We start from the raw sequence: 21,189 nt of genomic DNA, 5'->3' as shown, positions 1-21,189 counted from the left end.
TGAATCTTTAGAAAAGAACCTATATTTCTAAGATGATGCGAATACGTACTTTACTAATTCTTATATGTCTCCAAATACAATTCGTTTTTTGCCAAACTTCGTTAGAAGAAATAAATCTTCCATATGGAGATTACAAAGTAGGTTTTAAGCACTATACTTTAATTGATGGTACAAGAACGTACCGTATTAAAAACGAGTTTAATAACCGATTAATAGACCGACCAATCCCAATCAGCATATGGTATCCATCTAACATTAAAACAAAAAATGATAAACAACTAACTGTATTAGACTATTTACATATCTTAAAAGAAGAGGAAGAATGGAAAAACTTACCGGATGAGTACTTATTAGATTGGTTTCATTATCTATGGAATACTCCTCAAAATAAAGCGCATCTCTCCGAAAAGGTAAAGGCAGTTTATAATGCTCCAATGCTAGAAGAAAAATTTCCAGTAATTGTATATGCTTCTAGTTATGAAGCTACTTCTATTGAAAATTTTGCTTTATTCGAATATTTAGCAAGTCATGGTTATGTAGTTATTTCAAATCCATCAAGAGGAGCAATTACTAAAGAACTAGAAGGCGCAACTCCTAGAGCTGCAGAAGCACAATCTAGAGATACGGAGTTTATTCTAAAAGAAGTTCATAAATTCGGTAACGTCGCTACAGACAAAATTGCTCTAATGGGATATAGTTTTGGTGGTTTATCTAATGTAATCACATCGATGAAAAACTCTAATGTAAAAGCATTGGTAAGCTTAGATGGTTCTGAAAGATATAATTACAAGGTATTAGAGAAATCACCATATTTTGATATAAAAAGGTTTGATATTCCATATATCCATTTTGCTCAAAAGGATATTCCTAAAGAAGTAATGATTAGTGATAAAATTCCATCTGAATTGAATTACCAGTTTAAACTATATGATTCATTACAGTATAGTGAATCTCATAGTTTTAAGTTCCATGATTTAACGCATTCTTATTTTAGTTCTTTCGGAGTTTTATTTGCCAATAGAGATAAAAGACAAGATAAAAGTGATGTTGAGATTATGAAATCTTATCGTTTATTGTCTCAATATACTTTACAATTTTTGAATTTCTATTTAAAAGAAAAAAGTAGTAAAAACAGGTTTGCAGAATTACTAGAAACTGATAATAAACTAGTCTCTCTAAAAACAAAAAACGGATTGAAAAAGACCTTTACTTATAAGGATTTTAACGATTTGGCCTTGCATCAGAATTTTCAGGACCTTATTCCATTATATCAAACCGAAAAAAAGAAGCATCCAACACTCATTTTGGAAGAAGGAATGCTCAATACCTTAGGCTTACGGTTATCTTTTGATCCAAATAAAATAGAGCAAGGTATTCAGGTATTTTTGTTGGCTTTACATATTTATCCTAATTCTGCCAATCTCTATGATAGTTTAGCAGAAGCATATTTACTTCATAAAGATGAGAAAAATGCCATTATCAATTTCGAAAAATCTTTAGCCCTAAATCCACAAAATCAAAATGCGCTTACTAAACTAAAACTATTAAATAAATAGTCCTTTCTATTATAGTCTATTGTCAAGATCCGGCAATCTTGCCCGAAAATTCAAAATAAGTTGTTTATATAATTTGTTTTGATGCAAACATTCTAATTTCTACATTGTGATGTTGTTGTATTAAATTAGTGCTAATAACAAAAAACCTGTATGAAAACCATTGTATTACCAGATGAATTAAATTTAAATGATTCCAGTTCTATTACTGTTTTTAATTATGAAAGTCATCAGGAAATTGCACGCCAACAAATTTTACTTAATACGAATGCTTTTAGTTTCCTACAACAAGGTTTCAAGGAAGTGTTTTTTGACAATTCGTCTTATGCTATCGATAGCAGTCAATTCTTATTAATGAAATCTGGTCATTGTTTAATGACAGAAAAACTATCGAATGTTTCAGAATATTACCACAGTATTCTCTTCTTCTTCACAAATGAAAACCTATTAAATTTTATTAGAAAGTTTGAATTACAACCTTCAAAAAATACTACTCCTTATTCTACCTATTCCTTTACGTACGATGACTTTATTAAAAGGTTTGTAGACAGTCTTTTGGATATCATAAAACTTTCCCCTTCTACTCAAAAAAAGCTATTAGTTACGAAGTTCGAGGAGATCATGCTGTATCTTACAGAATTAAAAGGTGTTGATTTTCTATATGCTTTAACAAAAAATATTGATAATCAATCGCAAAAATTTATACAAACTGTAGAAAGTAATCGATTAAATAAATTAACCTTAAAAGAACTATCTTTTTTATCTAATATGAGTGTTTCTACGTTTAAACGAGAATTTGAAAAACACTTCGATACTTCACCTAGCAAATGGTTTCAGGAAAAAAGACTAGAACACTCTGCTTTTTTATTAAAAAATGAATCAAAAAGACCATCAGACATTTTTGAAGAAATTGGGTATGAAAGTCTTTCAAATTTTATTCAGGCATTTAAAAATAAATTTGGAGTTACTCCAAAACAATATCAATCAAGTTGAACTTTTAGCAATACTTTTTGGCCCAAAAACCTTGTTCAATTTCTTCATATCCAACATAAATTTGTCACAGTAATTAAATGACAAATAACATGAAACAGAGGAATTTTATCATAGCAATTGCTATCGCTTTTACAAGTTCAATTTTTGGACAAAATACTTTTACCTTAACTAGTAATAATTTGGGTGGCGAAGCTACAATCAATGAGGAATTTAATGGTTTTGGTTGCACTGGAAAAAACCAATCTCCACAACTATCTTGGAAAAACGCGCCTAAGGAAACTAAGAGTTTTGCTATAACCATGTATGATCCAGATGCTCCAACAGGAAGTGGATGGTGGCATTGGGTAGTCTTCGATATCCCAAAAAATAGTACAGAATTACCATCTGGTGCTGGTAATAAAGGATCAAGTACAATACCCCAAGGTGCGATCCAAAGTATAACAGATTATGGTGTTCCAGGATATGGCGGTCCTTGTCCTCCCGAAGGACACGGATTGCACCAATACATCATTACTGTATATGCTTTAAAAACCGATAAACTTGGATTGAATGCAGATACAAACCCTGCAGTAGTAGGATACTATTTATGGAACAATACTATAGCAAAAGCTAGTATAGTTACATATTACCAAAGGAAAAAAGTGTAAACTATTAGTTATCCAAAATATACAAAACACTAAAAAAAGCATAAGATCATTAAACTTATGCTTTTTTATGTTTTGGTCATCTACATTTATATAGAAATTACTGTTTCATAATGCTCCACCACGGGAAACGGGTCATAAAAATGGTGTAGTAATTGTTTCCATTCATTATACTTTTCAGATTGCCTAAATCCTATTGTATGGTCCTCTATTGACTCCCATTTTACTAACAAAAGATATTTATCCGTTTCTTCTATGCACTTCAAAAGATCTAAATTCACAAAACCTGGCATCGAACTAATAATTTTTTGGGCTTCTGCAAAAGCTTTTTCAAATACAATAGATTCCTCTGGTTTTATATTCAGTATTGCTTGTTCTAATATCATTCATCTAGATTACATATTATAAACTCATCGTTATAGCTTTAGGTTTTGTAAATCCAAATTGTTTATAAAACTCTTCTAACGCTGGTTTTGTATTCAAAAATATTTGTTCTACCTCGTCTAGTTCTTTTAAAAGCTCTCGTATTATTTGTTTCCCCAACCCGTTTCCTCTATACTTTGTATCAATGACGATATCATCTAATAAAGCTCTAAAGACTCCATCCGAAATTGCACGTCCAAATCCAATAAGTTGATTCGTATCTTCATTTCGAATTACCACAAATATTTTAGTATGCTTCAATAACTTTTGGATGCTTTCAATGGTTCTATCTTTTGCCCAACTGGTTTGCAAAAAAAAAATTTTCAGCTCTTCTGTATCCGGAAGCTTAGTTGTACTTACAATATATTGCATCTCATTTAACTCTATTTCACCACTTGTATCCACTTCCCTTTTGTACGTACCAAATAATCATTATCATACATTGCCTCACATTGGATTCCTGGTAAGTAGTACTTTCCTAAATAAGATGCATTCAATAATAAGGTAACTGTTTTACTTTCTCTCGGTTTTAAATCAAAATAGAAATTCACTCGATCATCTCCGATATCTGTATGTGTTACTTTATTAGTTCTAAAAGAACCAAAATCGGTAAAACGTGTATTTACTACTTCCCAACCAGATGGAAAGATCTCTGTTAAAGCAATATCTTTCACTTTACTACCTGAAGTATTTGTTATGGTTACTTCGGCTACAAAATCAGTTCCTTGTGTAAGTTGAGTAACATCAATTATTTTTCCATCTCTATTTTTATAATCAACAACTGCCTTAAAGTTACTTTGGATCACTTTTTCCTGTCCTACTGGTAAAATACCACTCGTTGCTAGTTGTACAAAAATGGTATTATCCTTATTGTTTTTTAGCTTCAGTTTATTAGCTTTTGTAATGGCCAACTCTCCTGATGATTGCAGGGTTTTATCAGTTTTTGCCATCTTAGAGGTTCCATTTAACGAATACTCTACATCAATTCCCTTTCCTCCAACATATGCAGCATATTTTGCCATTGCCATTAAAGCATATGATGTCGTTTGAGTACTCATCCATGTTTTAGAGGATAATTCTTTGGCAAGTTCTTTTGCTAACTTCTGTGCTTTTACTTTTTGATCTAATAGCACCAATGTTTCCAATGCCATCGCTCGATTTCTATTCGTAGAACCATAGGTATAATAATAACCACCTTTCCTAGGTTGAAAATCAATATTTGCCGTATTCATTAGTTTTTCTGCTGCGGTTTTCTGTCCTACCAATCCATATGCAGCCGCTAACCTTAATTTGGCGTTATTAGAAAGATTAGAAGTTTCTCTTAATCTATTCATAGATGATAAATCTGGACTTCCTGCTAATGCCAAAGTATAAAGTCTATATGCTTGCGCTAAATCGCTACCTCCACTTCTCCAACGTTTTGCCTGTTGCTGCTGATAGTTGATCCAATTACTCTTAAATCCTATTGGCAATACATATCCTTTTTTATTGGCTTCTAACAGAAAATGTCCGGCATAAGTTGTTCCCCAATCATTTGCGTTACTATAACCTGGCCAATATGACATTCCGCCGTTTGGTTGTATAAAGCTCTTCAATCTGTAAATAGCTGCTTCCATATGACGCTGTATCTTGGCTTTCTTATCGGAAGGCAGCGTAAACACATCATTTAAATATAATTGAGGAAATGCTCCTGAAGTCGTTTGCTCAACACATCCATGTGGATAACGGATTAAATATTTTAATCTTCCTTCAAAATTCATTGGAGGCAATGAAGACAGTTCTATGGTAGTTGTATTACTTCCATCTACTCCAAAAGAAGCGAAATCAATCTCTTGTTCGCTATTAGGTTCCAGAACTATAGAGGTGATCTCTGTAGTCATCGGATTTGGATTCATTATATCAATAGGAATGCTATAAGAAGCTTTCTCACCATTACCACTAGCTATCACCTCAATATCCGTGATCGATGCTCCTTCCAGTACCTCGATATCAAAATAAACCATTTTTTCATCTGGTTGAGAGAATGAAAGTTGCTTCGTTGTTTCGCCTGTAACAGTAAATCCTTTATTTGGTTTTAGCGTAACGTTTACATTCTTAACTTTATTCTCCATGGCAAAAACAGTAACAGGAATCGTTACTTTCTCACCTGGAGTAATTTTTCTAGGAATCGATGTTAATACCATTAATGGTTTTCTAACAGGTGTAGTTTTTTCTGTATTTCCGTATGCAGCATTTTCTGCATCTGATCCTACGATCATCGTTCTTACAGAACCGATATACTTAGGAATCTTAATCGAATGGGATTTGGTTTCTCCTTTTTCCAATTCAAAAGGTCCTTTATAAACCACCATTGGTTTAAAGCGATTTGCTTTTTTGGCTTTTCCTCCTCCTGCTTCGGCATCACCACCAATACTGAAAATTTGATTAATACTACCTCCATAAGCTCCGATAACGTCGTCATAAACATCCCAGGTTTTTACACCTAGTGCTTCTCGGGCATAAAAAGTAGTCCATGGATTTGGCGTTTTAAATCGAGTAAGATCAAGTAGCCCTTCATCTACAATAGCTATTGAATATGTCATAGCCTTTCCTTCTGTTTCGCTAATCTTTACATTTATGGTTTCCTCTGGTCGCAAGACATCCGGCATTTTTACTACAGGTTTAATTCTGGTTGCTGGATTTTCCACAGAAATCGGTATAACACCATATAAACGAATAGGTAAATCATTAGCTGTAGAATTGTGTGATTGTAGTAACGTAATATGAATATAAACATTAGGAGTATATAAATCTTCTATTGGCAATTCGAATTTAGTTTCTCCTTTCTGAGGAGTAACCCACATAGACGTTAATACCTCGGTACCATTTTCTACGGTTACTAAAGCTCTTCCTCCATCACTTGATGGAAAGGTAATAGTTGCTGTTTCTCCAACATCATAAATTTTCTTATCTGAAGAAAACATGAGCATCGTAGCTGCCGATGGATCATTCTTATTAGCTCTTCCAGCCCAGCCTGGCCAATCTACATAAATTGTTTTCCCAGTTGCATGCCCTCCATTAGGATCCACTACTCTAACCAAATATCTTCCCCATTCTGGATGTTTTATTTCAAAATTAAAGTTGGCTTGACCTTTACTGTTTGTAGAAACTTTTGTCTTAAATATTTCATTCCTATAGGAACTTCTGTTATACGAAGAGAGGTTATCTTCTGATGTATCCCACCACCATCTCCAACTCACTTTATAAACGTACACTTCGAGATTTTTTACCGATTTGGGTTTTCCATTTTTATCTACAGAAACTACCTCAAAATTATGCTGGGTATCCGTTAGTAACATTCCTCTCGCTTTGTCGCCTTTGGGAACATTTAATCCAATATAGGTATCATATGGAGAAAAATCCTTGGAAATCACATCGGTACTAAAATCTCCTCCATTTTCATATACTTTCGTAATAAATGAAGCTTTTAGCATTCCTGCTGCTTTGTTTTCTAATTTAGGTTTTATAGAAAAACTTGCTTTTCCTTCTGAGGAAAGTTTACCCGTAAATACTTCCTGCTCATCTGTCCCAAATCTTCGGGATGGGTCGTCGAAAATAAATCCAGGAAAAGTTTTAAAACTAGTCTTTTTAGCATTAAAACGAACGTTTACATCAGTTTGTAAATTCTTAGCAACCGCACCGTGAAGCCATAAAACTTCCAAATTCCCATTAATACTTTTATTTACTCCTAGAATCTCATCATCAAAGCTTGTCTTTATCTTTAAACGATTGGGTTTTATCGTTTCAATTTTCAAAGATTTTGAAAAGTTCGCTCCTCCTACATTTACTTTCGCTTGCCAGTTACCGGTTGGAGCTTCCTGAGAAGTGGTTACCTCGAAATTATAAAAATTACCTATTCCTTCTGTTTTTGTTTCTTGATGCACAACCTTTCCATACGGATCTTTCAATTCGAACTTAACTGGATGCCCTTTAGGTAATTTATTCGCATTATCATTAAGCATAAAGGATAAAAACAATGTATCTCCAGGACGCCAAACTCCTCGCTCTCCATATATATAGCCCTTTATTCCTCTTTGTAATCTAACTCCAGCAACATCAAATTTACTTACGGATAATGCATTTCCGTCATTAAGTTTTACATAGGTTTGTTGTTTCCCTGAGGAAACAATTGCAAAAAAGGCGGGTTTATCAGCATCAAAACCAGTCATTCCTTCTGCGTCCGTGGTGGTTATACCTATTTCTTGTTGTTGGTAATTGTAAAAGGTAACTTTCGCATTCGATACAGGGTTAGTAGTCATAATATCATTTACGATTACCGAATAAGAATTATTCAACCCTTTTTTAACCACCACTCCCAAATTAGTGGCCAATACATTAGCTGCTACCTTTTTATTTCTATAAAAAGAATTACTACAAGGATTATCTCTCTCATTCCAATCATAATCATAATAATCATCATAATAATATTGAGAACTATCCCAGAAACTAGATTCTTCTTCGGTATCATAATTATCTGCTAATTCTTCTAGCGGAGTGTCATCTATGGCAGCACCATCACATTTGTACAATGAATATGCTTTTCTATAATTTAACTCAACTCGGTAAATAGAACCTGGATCTGGAGAAATAAGTTCGTTTAGATCGATTGCAAAAGCATTCCATTTACTCAAATTTAGTGATGTATTTTCTTGTAGATTGATTAGTTTTTTAGCGATAGGTCTCGCTACTCTTCTTAAGTTACTCGATCCATCAAGATTATTATTTTGTAAAAATTGAAGAACATTATTCTCAAAAACCTTCACCACCTGTACTTCAACTGCTCTTAGGTTTATTGCTTCAAAATTAAATTTCAAATTTCCCGAAGTAGGTAGAATCACTCCACTTTGTAATAATCGTATTTCGGGTTTTGGTTGTTGAAAAGAAATATTTTCCGAATACGTTTGCTTTAATTTATAACCATCGATACTTTTTATTCCTTCAAAAATAGTAACCTGCGAAGTTCCTTTTAACTCTTGTTTTGGGTATACCTTTAAATTTTGTCCTTGCACAGTATACTTGACATCTTTGGCTCCTGAAATTGTGACCAGACCATCAAAATTTTGATTTTTCTTCAACGGATCTGAAAAATTCACCTCTACATATTGTCCGTTAAAATTGGAAACAGAAACACTAATTACCGAAAAGTTATTTTTACCTGGCACTTGTAATACATCTTCTCCTTCCGTATCTATATCATAGGGTTTCCCAGACCATTTTATCTCTACTTCCGAATCATCATCGAAACGTTGAATACTATCTATTTTAAAACTAAACTGACGACTTTTATCTAGTGATTCTCCAAATTTAATCGGCACATCCTTTCCCTTTTGAGATGCCTTGATTAATTCTTTTGCAGTTTCAAGCTTCATTAAATCACTAGCAGTAAGAGTACCATTTAAATATTGCCAATCTTTGCTATAGGATTGAAGATTATCTGTAATTATCGAAAATTGCTGTTTTAAAGTTTTAACACTAAAAACGAACTCATCATCCAAATCATCATTTAAATCTTTAACTAAATCTTCTAGATGTAGAGTAAAAGTATACTCCGTATCTTCTTTAAAACCTTCCTCTGGCTGAAAAGCTATTGTTTGATTATTCACAACGAATACTCTTCCTTTTACTTTTGGAGAAACCGATAACACTTCATCAGAAAGCTCCTGATTATCATCCCAACCTTCCACTGGTGTTTGAAGCACCACATATACATTATCTAATACAGAAATAACTCCTGTTGATAAATCAGAAATATATTCTTGATATTTATTAAGTTCAGAAGCATTTGCCTCTGCCATGGATTTAGCATCTTTCTTTTTACAAGAAAAAACAAAAATTAATAATAAGAAGAGTGATAAAATACGAGAAAGACGCATATCTAAAGGTTTAAGTTGTTTGTATAAAAGTAAGATAAATTTTTATGTACTCTATAAGAATCAAACTGTAATTCATGAACTTACAAAAAAACATATACTACCTAAGCCTTAGTACAATAATGCCAACTTTTGTTACCTTAAAGAACAAAAAAAGTCTGGTAGTAACCAGACTTTTAAATATCGTTTACACCTAAATTTATTAAATTCCTTCTATTCGATAATAGTATTAATGAGACCTAGTGTAACTAATTTTTTTCCTAAATCAGTCATTTCATACTCAGAAGTGTAGGAATCAACACCTGCTAATTGATTCTTATCTGACCTACCATCCGAAACTAAATCATATCTCCAATACATGATTAAGGAGATCGGTTTACTTTTTAATCGTTGCTTGATTTCATCCTCTCTAATTCCAGCAACTTCTATACCCTTCATTACCTGATTACTTTCATTAGCCTGAATCCATACAAAATCACTCTTAACATCTGTTTTTAGATTTTCATTAGTATCTAAAACCTCAATAAACTGTGCTTTTACACTTTGCATTAAACCTAATACAAATAGCACCATTAACATTTTTCTCATAGTACTAAAACAGGTTTAGCTAGTTTTTATGTCTTAAAAAAATGTTAAAATTATGGTTTTAACGTATTTTATACATTTTTAACATTGTATTAAAACCATCCTGAAATAACTACAAAAATATTGGTATTTATTTTTATGAAAATTGTCTTACCGTACTTTTCTTGTAATAATCGATTAGAGCAATTCTTCCTTGAAAAAACCGAAATATCAACGAAATAATATTTCCTTCCTTATCTTCTAAAGTAACTGATTCATCCAAATCCATATTATAAGGTTGATTTTTACCTCCTTCTATTGCAATATTATCGGCATATATTGACAACCTATCATCTGTACTAATTGCTGGTTCAACTTTGCCTGTTAGTCCAGGGATTTGTCCCGACTTATTAATGATCAACGAACCGGTGTTTTCAGATTTCTCAATAGTCACCTCTATATCATCCTTTGGATTGACATTATGAAAAACTACAGCTGGATAATCTGAGTGCGCTACTAAAACAGTGTATAACTTTCGGGTCCTTATCACAAAATGTGCTAACCCATTCTCATCTGTAAAACCTTCCAAATAAGTAGAGTTATTGGCCATCAATACCACTTTGGCGTGTTTAATAAACTCTTCTTTCTCATTTATTATTTTTAAAGTAAAAATAAACGGTTTTGGGTTGATCATGGTAGAGAGTTTCGACCATCGATTTCTGAAAAACGTTTGATCCTTTTTTAATTTATTTTCGATTAAAATGGCTAATTCTTCAGGAGTTCTGTTTTCCAGATTAATATAACCGATCGTTTTAAGAATTCCAGGGATTTCTGTATCATCAAATCTTGCAGGTAAAATATATTCCCTGCTTTCCTGAAATGCTCTTGCTTGCATCGAAACTCTCTCATGATTCGTCCATAATTTTTTATTGTAAAAACTGGATACAAATAATACGGTGTACCTTGCTTTACTTTGATAAATCTCTGATAAGTATTCATATAAATTTTTTCCCCATAAATTTGCTTCTTCAAATAAGTCATAAAATACCTTAATACCCTTTTTATTTAGACTATTTGCCACCTTCTCTACATACGCTCTATTCTCTCCTGCAAAGGATAAAGCCACATCATATTCATAACTTCTATTCTTCATCACTGACTATTTTTTTACCTAAATCCGACTATTACAAAATTACTTTCTTTATTTGGAAATATTCCATTTTTTATTGGAAATATTCCAACAAAAGTTTTACTTTTAAACCGTAAAAAAGATACCTTTTGAAACCGAAACAGAACATAAAAGGAAGAGGAGCACAAGAAAAAGTCCATAATCGCTTCTTAGAAGATGAACATGAACTAAGGGATGATTTTTTGAATTATCTAGCCAAAGAAGGAGAAACTATTCTAAATCCGAAAACCACTTTTATTGAAACCTATCCGAAGTCTATTGTAAATAAGGTAAATAGTCCAGATGTTGGAATGTTGTATTCTTTAAATCCGTATCAAGGTTGCGAACATGGATGTATTTATTGTTATGCCAGAAATTCTCACGAATATTGGGGATATGGAGCGGGATTAGATTTTGAAACTAAAATATTGGTTAAAAAAAATGCTCCTAAACTCCTTGAAAAAAAACTAAGAAGTAAACATTGGGAGGCATATCCGATTGCACTATCTGGGAATACAGATTGCTATCAACCGATTGAAAAAGAACTAAAAATTACCCGACAACTTTTAGAAACCTTCTTAAAGTACAAACATCCCGTCGGGATCATTACAAAAAACTCTCTAATTCAGAGAGATATTGATATCCTGCAAGAACTTGCCAAAGATGATTTAGTCTCCATTTTTTTGTCTATTACCTCTCTTAATGAGCAAACAAGACAAATCTTAGAACCCAGAACCGCAAGCATTAAAAAGAGATTAGAAACTCTAGAAAAACTAAATACTTTGGGGATTCCCACAGATGTAATGATGGCACCCATCATTCCTTCTATTAACAGTCATGAAATTTTGGATCTATCTAAGGAAATTTCTCTAAGAGGAGCTAAGAATATTGGTTACACGATTGTTAGATTAAATGGAGCAATTGGAAAAATATTCACAAAATGGCTAGAACACAAACTTCCAGATAGAAAGGATAAAATTCTACATCAAATTATGGAATGCCATAACGGCAACCTAAATGATAGTGAATACGGAAGAAGAATGAAAGGAAGTGGAAAAATCGCTGAACAAATTCATCAACTATTTACTATTGCAAGAAAAAAATATTTTAGTCAACATCAACGATCTAATTTAAATTGCGAATTGCATCGGCAACATAAAGATGGGCAATTAAAGCTATTTTGAAGCTATTTTGGTTATTTTTGGAGCATAACTCAAAGGTTTGGGCCATTCTTTATGAGATTTCATCATTTCTTTATCGTTTACACCTTACTGATTTTTAATCAAATCACAGCCCAGATTGATGAAATTTTAGTCGATAAAAGTATTGACGATATTCGTTTTCAGTTAGAAGCTTTGGAAGAAAATAATATCGATGAAATTATTTCCATAAGTAATCTTTTGTATAAAACCGCTTTAGAAAGTGAAGATGTCATACACATGATACTTGCTTTAGAAAACCTAAGTGTAGCTAATCTAAATGAAGGAAATAATAATGCCGCCATTGAATATTTGGATAAAGCTATTATTCTAGCAAAGCAATACGATATTAATAAAAAAACCATTGTAGACCTCATAAAGCTAAAAGGAAACCATTATTTCGACATAGAAGAGTATGACAATGCAGCGAACTCATACTATGAATCTTTAAACATTGCAAAAGAAATTGATTATCCTTACGCACTATGGGCTTTACAAACAAATTTGGGATTCGTTAAATTACGTTCTGGAGACCCTAGACAAGCGTTAGAAGAACTTAAGATAAGTGATGAAATTCTGGCTATTGGAGAAGGGGAGTTTGCCAAACACGTTCCTATGCTCAACAAAGCAAGAATATGTGAAGCCTATATCAAACTAAATCTTTTAGACTCAGCATTATATTATAACGATGAAGGCCTAAAGTTTGCCGAAAAAGTAAAAATAGATAATATACATATTGATCTATTGATGCATAGAGGAATTATCTATAAACAAAGGGAGAATTATGAGAAAAGTCTTTTTTATTTAGATAAAGCAAAAGCTCTCTGCTATCAGGCTAATGATATCGTGTTTTTAGGTAAAATTTTAAACTTGATTGGTAACTGTAAACTGGAACAACAAAAATATGATGAAAGTATTGATGTACTTCAGGAATCTTTAAAAATACTTACCGAAAAATATTCTAATTCTGACGAACTGAGTATATGTTATAAGCTCTTAGGCCAATCTTATAAAAAAAATGGTGACTTAGCGAAATCTAATGAATATTATGAAAAACATATTTTAAGTTTAAGCAAACTAAATAATAAAAAGTCTATAGCTTCTAGAAAAGTTCAGGATATTACAATGAAAGGGTATCAAAGTGAAATAGATAATCTCGAGAATCAAAAAAAACGACAAAAAAATAGGCTTACTTATTCTCAGATTGGTCTAGTGATATTCGGTATGAGCTTATTAGTTATTTTATTATTATTTCAAAAAGTAAAAAAGAAAAATAAAAAGAAATTCGAAGCTTTATTTGCCCAAATTGAGGAAAGGGAACAAGTAGAGAATTCCAGTGAGGTTATTAATAAATCTATCGCTATTAATCAAGGAGTAATCGATACAAAAGATCGCAAATTAGATTCTCAATCTAATGAATTAGATATTAATCAAGAGTTATACGATCAGATTCTAAATGGACTTAAAAAAGTAGAGGGTCAGGAATACTACTTAAAAACTGAATGTAATTTGTATAATGTAGCCAAAAAAATCAATACAAATACCTCTTACCTGTCGAAAGTCATTAATGTTCATTTTAATAAGAATTTTAATACGTACATCAATGACTTAAGAATAAACTACGCGATTGTAAGATTAAAAAATGATTCTAAATTCCGATCGTATTCGATAAAATCAATTGCAAAAGAAGTAGGATATAAAAGTGCTGATTCATTTTCTAAATACTTTAAAATTCATACTGGACTACTCCCTTCGTTTTACATAAAACAATTGAAAACTAAAAAGTAGATTCCCAATTTATAAGCTTAAAAACATCTTCAAGGACACCCTAAATTCATAAATATAGGGCTTTCCCGTAATTTCTAACAATACGCACATAAAACCAAATTAAAAAATTGATTTTCAGCATTTTAACACATAAAAAGATGACCCTTTTTCTTTAAAATAGGGTACACTCTCTTGTTATTACGCTTTTTTTGAGAGTAATTTGATTTATCAATTAATTTCTTAGTTCATCAAATAGATTAATAAATGAAAAAGCATTTTTTTTTATTTTCAATTGGTATCCTCGCTGGAGTAGTTACTTATGCAATTATCACCGGAAATAAAGTTGAAGATAAATCAAATGCTATTTTAAAGGTTTTAGAATCTAATTGTGAATGTGATCAGATAAAACAATTTCTATATGTAAAAGGTTTAGCCACTTCCAAAAAAGAAATTTCGACAGAAACAGCTGAATATGAACTAAAGAATTGTAAATACACTGATCTCAAATCGGAAGCCTACAGAATTAACCAATTATTATTAAAAAAAGTAGATGGTTATAAAGAAATTGACAGATTTACTTTAGAGTTTGTTGATCAAAACTCTTCAAAACTAGTAACAATCAATAACGGGAACATAAATTATTAATCATGATAGCACTTACAAAACTGTTGATCGATTTCATACTAAACTACTTTCTATTCGTGGTAGAATTTGTAGTTAGCATTTTCGCATAATCAAAAAACGAACAATCAATCTTTCAATCAAAAAACGAACTTTGTCATACCAAGGGCAGACGACTCATCATCGTCTGTCCTTTGTTTTTTAAATATCTTTAGATAAAAATCCTCTTTTAAACATTTCTAAGGCCAAAACAGTTAATATACATTTAACCTCATCGATTTAATATTATAGAAAAAAGTTGTAATTTTGGTTAACCAATATTTCAAACGCTTCAAAAAGAAACTCTTACTAAATAACCTTAAAACCTCAAAATGAAAATTTATCTAATCATCAAGACAGTTGTCATCAACACCTGTTGATCTTACTTAACAAAAAATAAAAAAAGACCAGTTTTAATCTTTTCCAATTTATCTGAAACAACGTTAAACTAACATCAAATAGACTTAGATCATTTGTATAAATGTATCCTTAGGTCTAAATAAGTTTCAAATAAGAAGGAAAGGCTAAACCATTATCTCTTTTTTGAAAAATCATGTATTCCGATTACATGATTAGAAGTTACCTAATACTCAATATTTAACTCTTAAAAACCAAAATCTATGAAAGGTATTTTTACCCTTTTTGTGATGTTAAGTATCACCACATCTTTTTTTGCCCAAAACCATAATCCAAAAACTCGTGTACAAAATGCAAAATCATCAGGCACATTCTTTAACACTGTATCATTACTAAACTTAAAAACCGAAAAATCAAATACTAAGCTCCCAAAGGAATTCAAGAACTATTCTATTCTTTCTATAAATACTGAATTTAGCAAAAAAGTGATTTCTTCATCTCCAGAAGCTATCAATTTAATGCTACCTGGAAAAAAGTCATCGATGCTACTGGAATTGGTAAAAACCAATATCCAGACGGATGACTTTTACATCACGGAAATGCCCTCAAAAAAAGTGATCTCACCAGAAAAGAACATTGTCCATTATCAAGGCATTGTCAAAAACAGTCCTAACTCGATTGCCGCTATTAGTATATATGATGGTGAAGTCTCTGGAATTATTAGCGTAGAAGGAAGTCAAAGTGATCTCGTTCTAGGCAAATTAGATAATAGTACAGACCATATTCTTTATGAGGATAAAGATATAAGCCATCTTAATGATTTTATTTGCCAAATTACCGATATACATCAAAAAAATAAGGTCAATACAAATTCCTATAATGAGCCTCCAGCGGCAAATCAAGTAAAATGTCCTGAAATCTTTTTTGATATTGCTAATGATGTAGTACGTGACAAAGGAGGAAGTCAGTCGGCAGCAAACTTTGTTGAGGCTATGTTTAACCAAGTCGCAATACTTTATGCTAATGAAGATATAAAAATAAAATTGTCTGGTCTTACCTCATGGACCACATCTAATCCCTTTAATAGCCTTGATAGTTATCGAAATTATCGAAATCAAAATGGGTTTAATGGAGATCTGGCACACTTTGTTACTTATAATTATTCTGGCGGAGTTGCCTGGTTAAATGCTCTTTGTGGTTCGTATAGATACGGACTAACAGGTATTAATAGAAGCTATCAAAATGTACCTACCTACTCCTGGAACATCTCCACTATAGCTCATGAATTAGGTCACAACTTTGGATCTAACCACACTCATTCTTGTGTTTGGAATGGAAATAATACCGCAATAGATGGTTGTTATTCTTCAGAAGGAAGTTGTGGAAGACCAGGAATACCATCAAACGGAGGGACCATTATGAGTTATTGCCATTTAACCAATGCTGGAACGAATCTTAGAAAAGGTTTCGGTCCGCAACCAGGCGATCTTATTAGAAGTAATATAAGAAGAGCAGACTGTGTGGGTAGCTGTGATAATGATGGAGACAATGGAGGAGATGGAGATCAAGTGGATTGTACTGGAATTGACGCTTGGTCAGGTAACGTTAACTATGTTGCTGGTGATCAAGTTACCTATCAAGGCAGATTATTCGAACGAACCACTAATAGTAGTTGGATTGATCTAGGCGAATGTATTTCAGATCCTTGTTCTCGAGCAATACCATGGACAGATAATACAGATTATAATCCTGGAGATGTTGTCATTTACCAAGGCAATGTATGGTTACGAACAGAAAGTAACGACTGGGAATTGTTAAACTGTGATATCAATATTAACGATCCATGTTTTGGAATTGACCCATGGTCTGAAAACACTAATTACAGTTCTGGAGACCAAGTAGTATATCAAGGAAAAGCCTTTGAATGGAATGGATCAGAATGGGTAGAAATTGCAACTTGTGCCGAAGATCCATCTACAAACCAAACTGTAGAAAAACCAGGAATATCTTCAATAGATGAAATGTTAATCTATCCGAATCCGGCAAAGGGTTTTATTACCCTAGAAATAAAAAGACCTAAAAACAATCTTATTAAAATTAACATTAACAGTTTACAAGGAAGAAACGTTTTCACAAAAACTATTCAACAAAAATCGTCCATCCAACACTTAAAGGAGACAATCAATATTGATACTCTAAACACTGGTGTATATTTTATACAAATTATTAGCGGAGGCGAAATAACCACTAAAAAACTCGAAGTACAATAAAATCTATTCAACAAATTCTGAGGTGTTTGATATACCATCAAACACCTCTTCTTAAAACCCAAAAAAATGACTCAACTAAGTAACTCATTCATTTTACAACAATGGAAATACATATTAGTATTTCTAATTATTAACACTGTATTTTATCAAAGTTCTGCTCAAGAATTTTATGAACTTCTTGAAGAAGAAAACCTTAAAGTATCCAAACTAGAACGTATAGGTAATACATATTATAGGAATAAGGACAAAGGTAAAGGAAGTGGATATAAATTATACATGCGAAGCCTATACTGGGCAAAAAGAAATGCAGATTCCAAAGGACGAATTATTAGTGATGCTAAAGTTCTTGATGAATCCCGAAAATTCTATGAATCCTTTCAGAATAATTCTAAAACCAGCATCCAAAATAATCAGAGAAACAGTGGTTGGCAGGAACTTGGACCTTTTAATTGGACACGCACCTCAAGCTGGACTCCGGGTTTAGGGAGGGTAACTGCATTTGCAGTCGAACCTTCTCAGCAAAAACTAATGTATGCAGGATCTCCAGGAGGAGGAATCTGGAAATCCACAAACGCTGGACAAAGCTGGAATCCAATAGGAGATCAAATGTTTAGTATGTCTATTTGGTCCATTGCTATTGACCCCAACAACTCGAATATTGTATATCTTGGAAATTCTGCTGGTCAAATTCTAAAATCAACAAACGGAGGATCTTCCTGGTCAGAAATTCAAAGAGTAAGTGGAACTCCAAGAAGGATTCTTATTCACCCTAATAGTAGCAGAATATTTGTAGGTACCACTAAAGCTTTGTACAGATCTAACAACAGTGGATCAAGTTTTAGTATCGTACTAAATACCAGAGCCGAAGATGTAGAATTTAAACCTGGTAATACGGATATTGTATATAGCTGTGGAAACAGCTTTTACCGATCAACCAATGGAGGTAGTTCATTTAGCAGAATTACTAATGGTATAGATAGAAGTGAACGAATGAAAATGGCTGTAACTCCTGCAAATCCAAATGCTATATATCTCGTACAAAAAAGAGGAAGTGGTTTTGGTAACCTATATCGTTCCTTAAATGGAGGTTCTAGTTTTACTACTCGAGCAACATCTAGCAGTACCAATCAAGTATACTTCACTCAGGCTTCGCGTGATATGGCTATTGCTGTGTCAGACACTAATGCTAATGAGGTGCATGTAGGAGGTATGAATTATTCTAGATCTTTAGACGGTGGAGTCACATTTTCTACACTAGCAACATGGAGTAATCCAGGAGATCGATCTTATGTCCATGCCGACATCGAAGTAATGCAATATGTAGATGGAACTATTTATGTTGGTAGTGATGGTGGAATTTTTAGAAGTAGAGATCGGGGAAACAATATGGCAGATCTTACTCAAGGTGGACTCGCAATTAGACAATATTATCGATTTGGAGGTGCCTTTACCGATGCTAACATGATCGTTGGAGGAGCACAAGACAATGGTACCAATATCATGAATGGAGCAAATCGACAATTTAAAGAATGGCTTGGAGCAGATGGTATGGAGTGTTTTATAGACCATAAAAACAAAAATATTGTTTACGGAACTGTTCAATTTGGATCTTTATATAAAAGTACCAATGGAGGGAATAGCATAGGAAATATTAGTAAACCAGGAAACTTTAGTGGTGAATGGGTTACTCCATTCATGATGGATCCAATTAATAATAACAAAATCTATGTAGGTTACAGAAATCTGTATAGAAGTAACAACGGTGGCAGCAATGGAAGTTGGAGAAATGTTACTTCGAGCATAAATGTTGGAGGTAATCTTGATGAGATGGCAATAGCTGCATCCAACAACAACTATATCTACATTGCGCAAGAAGGAAGAGTATGGAGAACCAAAAACGGTCAAAGTAACACTCCAAATTGGACTGAAGTAAGCAATTTTAGCGGAAATGTAAATTTCATCGCTGTAGATCCAAACAATCCTGAACGAGTGGCGCTAGCTGCAACAGGTTCTAGAGTCTACGTCTCTAACAATGCAGGAAGTTCTTGGACAAATATTAGAGGAAATCTTCCTCAAATAGCAGCACAATGTCTTGTTTTTGATGATACCAGTGCAAATGGTCTGTATGTAGGGATGCAATCCGGAGTGTATTATACAAACGATAATCTTAATTCCTGGGTTCCTTTTTCTACCAATCTTCCTAGAGTACAAACCACAGAACTCGAAATCCATTATCCTACAAGAAAAATACGAGTATCCACATATGGCCGTGGAATTTGGGAATCTGATCTTTATAATGAAGACTCTAATCCTAATGAAATTAACCCGCCTACAAATCTTACTTCACTAGCAAATCAAACAGATGTTACTCTGACTTGGGAAGATAATTCTAATAATGAGAATGGATTTACTATCCAAAGAAATGATGGAAACGGTTTTGAACGGATTGATTTTGTTGGAACCGGAATAGAAACTTATACAGATAAAAACCTCCAAGATGGATCGTATTCTTATCGTGTAAGAGCATATGATGCCAACAACTATTCTGAATTTTCTAATGTTGCTACGGTAACAATAGGAAATACAGATCCCGATGAAATTACTCCACCAAGTGATCTCACTGCTCAAGCAAATCAAAATGATGTTACGCTAAACTGGAAAGATAACTCGAATAATGAAAATGGGTTTACCATTCAAAGAAATGATGGTAATGGATTTGAACGTATCGACTTTGTTGGATCCGGAGTAGAGACATTTACAGATCAAAACGTTCCCAATGGTTCCTATTCTTATCGTGTTAGAGCCTACGATGCGGACAGTTATTCTGAGTTTTCAAATACTGTTGCAATAGCAATTAATGATGTAGTCGAAGATTGTAAAGGCTGTATTGTCTATGATACCAATAGTGAAGAAACTACTAATGCAGATCATTCCAAAGAAAAAGCTACCGACGGAGATCCAAACACTTATTGGCATAGCAACTGGTACGATGACAATACATCACACCCTCATTTTATTGCCATAGACTTAGGACAAGCAAAAGAATTAGTAGGATTTTCCTATCAAGGAAGACAAACCGGAACTACCGGGATGGTAAAAGATTATATATTATTTGGTTGGGATGGCAATGACTGGAAGGAGCTCTCTGCTGGAAGTTTTCAAAAATCAAGCTTAAAACAAACCGTAGAATTTGATTCTTTTAACACTCGTTATATCTATTTTAGAGCACTTTCTGAAGTCGATGAGAAACGTTGGGCTTCCGTTGCCGAACTTACGGTGAGATACCTTCCCTCTGCTACTAACAATACTCCAACAACATATAATACAGCTAATACGGCCCCTACTCCACCAATAGTAGATGCTTATAATTTTGAAGGAATTAAGGTATATCCTATTCCTTTTAAAGATGAAATTATTGTTAAAGGAATTAGCTCTAAACAAGCAGTACGTTCTATAAAACTCTTTGGAACTGATGGAAAAATTCAAAAAGTCAAAACCAATAGGGATGGAGACGACATAAAAATTCTTGCGCCGAACCTAAATACCGGTTTTTATATTCTACAACTAGAAAAAGATAATGTTCAAAAAAGGATAAAAATATTCAAAAAATAATAACCAAACCCTAAAGCAATAACAAGCTTTAAACTATTGTACAATGATGAGTCTAAATAGCAATATTTAG

The 21,189-nt window shown here is 33.0% G+C and carries 13 protein-coding genes; 8 read left to right on the top strand and 5 right to left on the bottom strand.

The genetic code is table 11. The features are described from left to right. The first annotated feature begins 32 nt into the window (after window positions 1-32). The 3 genes from ABD077_RS05190 (at window position 33) to ABD077_RS05180 (ending at window position 3,193) form a co-directional block, all read left to right on the top strand. Complete coding sequence (locus ABD077_RS05190; protein WP_343911140.1) at window positions 33-1,556, top strand: CocE/NonD family hydrolase; 1,524 nt, start codon at window positions 33-35, stop codon at window positions 1,554-1,556. 150 nt (window positions 1,557-1,706) lie between these two features. Beyond that, a complete protein-coding gene (locus ABD077_RS05185) occupies window positions 1,707-2,546 on the top strand; it encodes a helix-turn-helix transcriptional regulator (RefSeq protein ID WP_343911138.1) in 840 nt (279 codons plus the stop codon). A gap of 89 nt (window positions 2,547-2,635) precedes the next feature. After that, complete coding sequence (locus ABD077_RS05180; RefSeq protein WP_299894298.1) at window positions 2,636-3,193, top strand: YbhB/YbcL family Raf kinase inhibitor-like protein; 558 nt, start codon at window positions 2,636-2,638, stop codon at window positions 3,191-3,193. 86 nt (window positions 3,194-3,279) lie between these two features. Here ABD077_RS05180 and ABD077_RS05175 read toward each other — a convergent pair whose 3' ends face one another. The 5 genes from ABD077_RS05175 to ABD077_RS05155 all read right to left on the bottom strand — a co-directional run bounded on the left by ABD077_RS05175 (window position 3,280) and on the right by ABD077_RS05155 (window position 11,239). Next, on the bottom strand, window positions 3,280-3,576 hold the full coding sequence (locus ABD077_RS05175) for an antibiotic biosynthesis monooxygenase family protein (protein ID WP_343911135.1): 297 nt from the start codon (window positions 3,574-3,576) through the stop codon (window positions 3,280-3,282). A gap of 16 nt (window positions 3,577-3,592) precedes the next feature. After that, complete coding sequence (locus ABD077_RS05170; RefSeq protein WP_343911133.1) at window positions 3,593-3,985, bottom strand: GNAT family N-acetyltransferase; 393 nt, start codon at window positions 3,983-3,985, stop codon at window positions 3,593-3,595. A gap of 11 nt (window positions 3,986-3,996) precedes the next feature. Continuing rightward, window positions 3,997-9,525 (bottom strand): alpha-2-macroglobulin family protein, encoded by a 5,529-nt coding sequence (locus ABD077_RS05165; protein WP_343911131.1) that lies wholly within the window; start codon window positions 9,523-9,525, stop codon window positions 3,997-3,999. Between the two features lie 210 nt (window positions 9,526-9,735). Continuing rightward, the gene (locus tag ABD077_RS05160; protein WP_343911129.1) at window positions 9,736-10,110 is read right to left on the bottom strand and encodes a hypothetical protein; all 375 of its coding nucleotides are present in this window, start codon (window positions 10,108-10,110) and stop codon (window positions 9,736-9,738) included. 133 nt (window positions 10,111-10,243) lie between these two features. Continuing rightward, window positions 10,244-11,239 (bottom strand): TIR domain-containing protein, encoded by a 996-nt coding sequence (locus tag ABD077_RS05155; RefSeq protein WP_343911127.1) that lies wholly within the window; start codon window positions 11,237-11,239, stop codon window positions 10,244-10,246. 125 nt (window positions 11,240-11,364) lie between these two features. Between ABD077_RS05155 and ABD077_RS05150 the strand changes: the two genes are divergently transcribed. The 5 genes from ABD077_RS05150 to ABD077_RS05130 all read left to right on the top strand — a co-directional run bounded on the left by ABD077_RS05150 (window position 11,365) and on the right by ABD077_RS05130 (window position 21,119). Continuing rightward, entirely contained in the window at window positions 11,365-12,438 is a 1,074-nt protein-coding gene (locus ABD077_RS05150) for a PA0069 family radical SAM protein (RefSeq protein ID WP_343911125.1), read from the top strand. Window positions 12,439-12,489: 51 nt separating this feature from the next. Next, the gene (locus ABD077_RS05145; RefSeq protein WP_343911123.1) at window positions 12,490-14,241 is read left to right on the top strand and encodes a tetratricopeptide repeat protein; all 1,752 of its coding nucleotides are present in this window, start codon (window positions 12,490-12,492) and stop codon (window positions 14,239-14,241) included. 243 nt (window positions 14,242-14,484) lie between these two features. After that, complete coding sequence (locus ABD077_RS05140; RefSeq protein ID WP_343911121.1) at window positions 14,485-14,865, top strand: hypothetical protein; 381 nt, start codon at window positions 14,485-14,487, stop codon at window positions 14,863-14,865. 635 nt (window positions 14,866-15,500) lie between these two features. Then, entirely contained in the window at window positions 15,501-17,507 is a 2,007-nt protein-coding gene (locus ABD077_RS05135; protein ID WP_343911119.1) for a M12 family metallo-peptidase, read from the top strand. Window positions 17,508-17,573: 66 nt separating this feature from the next. After that, on the top strand, window positions 17,574-21,119 hold the full coding sequence (locus ABD077_RS05130; protein WP_343911117.1) for a discoidin domain-containing protein: 3,546 nt from the start codon (window positions 17,574-17,576) through the stop codon (window positions 21,117-21,119). Window positions 21,120-21,189 lie beyond the last annotated feature (70 nt).

It is taken from the genome of Aquimarina litoralis, from assembly GCF_039523995.1.
GTDB lineage: Bacteria > Bacteroidota > Bacteroidia > Flavobacteriales > Flavobacteriaceae > Aquimarina > Aquimarina litoralis.
This window is presented reverse-complemented; position numbering and strand designations above follow the sequence as displayed.

Coding starts and splice junctions, on each gene's coding strand:
- ABD077_RS05140 (WP_343911121.1), top strand. CDS start 14,485: ATGAAAAAGCATTTTTTTTTATTTTCAATTGGTATCCTCGCTGGAGTA.
- ABD077_RS05185 (WP_343911138.1), top strand. CDS start 1,707: ATGAAAACCATTGTATTACCAGATGAATTAAATTTAAATGATTCCAGT.
- ABD077_RS05160 (WP_343911129.1), bottom strand. CDS start 10,110: ATGAGAAAAATGTTAATGGTGCTATTTGTATTAGGTTTAATGCAAAGT.
- ABD077_RS05170 (WP_343911133.1), bottom strand. CDS start 3,985: ATGCAATATATTGTAAGTACAACTAAGCTTCCGGATACAGAAGAGCTG.
- ABD077_RS05135 (WP_343911119.1), top strand. CDS start 15,501: ATGAAAGGTATTTTTACCCTTTTTGTGATGTTAAGTATCACCACATCT.
- ABD077_RS05175 (WP_343911135.1), bottom strand. CDS start 3,576: ATGATATTAGAACAAGCAATACTGAATATAAAACCAGAGGAATCTATT.
- ABD077_RS05180 (WP_299894298.1), top strand. CDS start 2,636: ATGAAACAGAGGAATTTTATCATAGCAATTGCTATCGCTTTTACAAGT.
- ABD077_RS05145 (WP_343911123.1), top strand. CDS start 12,490: ATGAGATTTCATCATTTCTTTATCGTTTACACCTTACTGATTTTTAAT.
- ABD077_RS05155 (WP_343911127.1), bottom strand. CDS start 11,239: ATGAAGAATAGAAGTTATGAATATGATGTGGCTTTATCCTTTGCAGGA.
- ABD077_RS05165 (WP_343911131.1), bottom strand. CDS start 9,525: ATGCGTCTTTCTCGTATTTTATCACTCTTCTTATTATTAATTTTTGTT.
- ABD077_RS05130 (WP_343911117.1), top strand. CDS start 17,574: ATGACTCAACTAAGTAACTCATTCATTTTACAACAATGGAAATACATA.
- ABD077_RS05190 (WP_343911140.1), top strand. CDS start 33: ATGATGCGAATACGTACTTTACTAATTCTTATATGTCTCCAAATACAA.